At 43.8% G+C, this 3,150-nt stretch carries 1 protein-coding gene; it reads right to left on the reverse strand.

The window, feature by feature from the left end; translation table 11 throughout:
• Positions 1 to 338: 338 nt before the first annotated feature.
• A complete protein-coding gene (locus tag OGM63_RS18910) occupies positions 339 to 2,867 on the reverse strand; it encodes a mannose-1-phosphate guanyltransferase (protein ID WP_263747203.1) in 2,529 nt (842 codons plus the stop codon).
• Between the last annotated feature and the right edge of the window lie 283 nt (positions 2,868 to 3,150).

A 3,150-nucleotide genomic window follows, 5' to 3' on the forward strand; every position in this document is an offset into this window, starting at 1 on the left:
CTGTAATGTTTTTACTGTTACCCCAAGCTTTTTAGCAAATTCGTGTGGTTTGTACATCAAGTCAATGTCTACACTTCAACCTTATTGTACATTAATGTCTAAAGTTTTAGCTTCTTAAGAAGAACTCTTTAGAGGACTTGCGCTATGAGACTCGGAATTTATTCCGAGTCGGGACGACATATACAATGCGGCAAGATTTATGTGTACACCAAAATTATTATCAATCTAAGTTGGCAGAAAATAGAATGAAAATCATTAACTATAATTCCAAATTATCACAAAAAAAAATATAGCTAATCGCTATTAGCGATTAGCCATTAGCTATTAGCTACAACTAATTACACCTCTACAGGAATTTGCTCTTCTTGTTTTTCCACAAAGGTTTGAACGCGGGAGCGGTATTGTCTTAAAGAATCATCTACCCAATCGCGATCGTTGCTGTTGATGTATAAATGTACCAGTGGTTCGCTGGCATCTGGCAAAACTAACACCCAACTGTCATCGTAGGGTTGACAAATTTTTACCCCATCGATTAATTCCAGGTTTTGTGCTGGATGAGTTTCTACCAAATACCGCATCAATGCACCTTTGACTGTCCAAGGACAGCGGACTGTATAAGTTTTGTGAATTACACGCGGTAATTCTGACCTGGCAGAAGCAAGCGATCGCTCTTGAATTGTTAGCATTTCAATGAGCTTGGCAATACAAAACATGCCATCAAATCCCGGATGCAATTGCGGGATAATAAAGCCAGTGTCCCCACTACCACCCAACACTACACTTGGATTTGTTTGACAAGCTTCCATTAATGCGGTAGGATTCGCCTTAGTGCGAATCACCTTACCATCATGGCGACGGGCAATTTGTTCTACAGCACTCGAAGCATGAACTGGTACTACAACCGTCCCTCTAGGGTTAGAAGTTAAAATTAAATCCACCATCAGCGCTGTCAACATTTCCCCGCGAATCGGAATACCCGATTCATCCACCAAAATCATTTGTTCGCCATTTGCCGACACCTGAACGCCAAAGTTAGCTTTCAAAGCTTCCACTACATGACCCAACTGAGTTATCAACCCTTCGCGTTCAGCTGTGGACATGGCATTTTTATTCAAACTGGCGTTTAGCACCACCGCATCAGCACCAAAGTTATCTAACATTTGCGGCAATACTGCACCAGAAACAGCATAAGCGTAGTCAATTACTACCTTTGCTCGACTGTTACGAATTGTGTCAATATTCAATAACTTTTCAAAAGCTGTGCAATAGCGGTCAATTACTTGACTGGGGTATGAGACATCGCCAATTTCGTGAATTTGCGATCGCCGCATATCCTCTTTAAAGTAAGCTCCTTCAATTTTCTTTTCCTTTGACTTGGAAATATTGATGCCCTTGACATCCATAAATTCAATGAGGATATAATCAGGGCGATCGGGATGTACCCGCACATGGATACCACCAGCTACCGACATAGTGGGGATAACTGTGCGAGCGATGGGGATAGCGGTAGCATCAAGGTTTTGAATATCGATACCTACAGACATTAAACCAGCGATGAGCGATCGCGTCACCATCCGCGAAATATTGCGCTGATCGCGGGAAACCGTTACCTTAGAACCCGGTTTCAAAGTAGAACCATAAGCGGCTCCCAACTTCACCGCAAACTCTGGGGTAATATCGATATTGGCTAATCCTTGGACACCTCGTTGCCCAAATAAATTTCTTTGAGCAGTGTTACCCCAAATCAAGTTAATATTTAAGATTGCGCCGGACTCAATTTTTTTGCTAGGCCAAACGCGGACACCGGGACTAATTTGCGCTTCTTCTCCCACAGTAGACAGCGAACCGACCACAGCAGCTTCTAAAACATGAGCGCGACGGTCTACACGAGTACCACGGGAAATCACACAAGCCGATAGATGTGCTTCGTCCCCAATAATTGCCCCATTCCAAACAATTGGACGTTTGAGATTAGCATCAGCCCCAATGGTGACATTATCCCCGATTACGGTTCCGGCTTCAATTTGGACTCGTGCCCCAATGCGGCAATTATCGCCAATAACCACAGGTGCTTCAATTTGAGCCGTCGGGTCGATATAAGTGTTTTGACCCACCCACAAGCGAGTTGACATCTCTTTGTAGGCAAAATCAAGTTTTACCTTACCTTCCAAGCCGTCATATTGCGCTTCGCGATAAGCATCTAAGTGACCGACATCGCACCAGTAACCCTCAGCGACATAGCCATACATTGGCTCGTCTTTTTCTAAAAGCAAGGGAAATAAATCTTTAGAAAAGTCACATTCTATGCTTGATGGCAGATATTCCAAAACTTCAGGTTCTAGAATATATGTACCAGTGTTGACGGTATCGGAAAAAATTTCACTGGTAGAGGGCTTTTCTAAAAATCGCCGAATTCGATGTTGTTCATCGGTAATCACCACTCCAAACTCAATTGGGTTGGGGACACGAGTCAAAATCAAAGTCGCTTTAGACTTGTTTTGTTTGTGAAATTCAATTGCGGCTGTTAAGTCAAAATCGGTTATGCTGTCTCCGCTAATTACTAAAAAGGTTTCGTCTAGAAGTTCGGCAATGTTCTTGACGCAACCTGCTGTTCCCAGTGGCTGGTCTTCTTCCACAGCGTAGGTCATTTGTACGCCAAAATCGCTACCATCTTGAAAGTAATCTCGCAAGACATCAGGTAAATAATGCAGTGTGGCAACAACTTCTGTAATCTGATGTCGTTTGAGAAGATTGATAATGTGTTCGGCAATTGGTCGATTTAGGATGGGCACCATCGGTTTGGGCAGGTCACAAGTTAGCGGACGTAACCGCGTTCCCGAACCACCTGCCATTAGTACTGCACGCATAAATCCTCCTTAGCTATGTGAGCGCGATCGCTGCTTCAAGACCCGTGAGATATGTTCTGCTATTCTTTAGTCTCCTACGGATCTTGATATTTTAGAAACTTCCACAAGATCCATATGGTGAGGAATAAGTAGATATGCTCATAAGCTAGCCTGTTTCGCCAGAGAAAATCAAGCAAGGGGGAAGGGGGAAGGGGAAAGGGGAAAGGACTCATGGTAAGAAAGAAGAAATATTTCTCCTTATCCCCCCACTCCCCCCACTCCCCCCATCCCCCCCTCCCCCCCA

Source organism: Plectonema radiosum NIES-515 (assembly GCF_025753815.1).
Taxonomy (GTDB): Bacteria; Cyanobacteriota; Cyanobacteriia; order Cyanobacteriales; family Nostocaceae; genus Hassallia; species Hassallia radiosum_A.

Excerpts from the sequence above, each read along its gene's own strand:
- OGM63_RS18910 (WP_263747203.1), bottom strand. The coding sequence starts at position 2,867 with ATGCGTGCAGTACTAATGGCAGGTGGTTCGGGAACGCGGTTACGTCCG.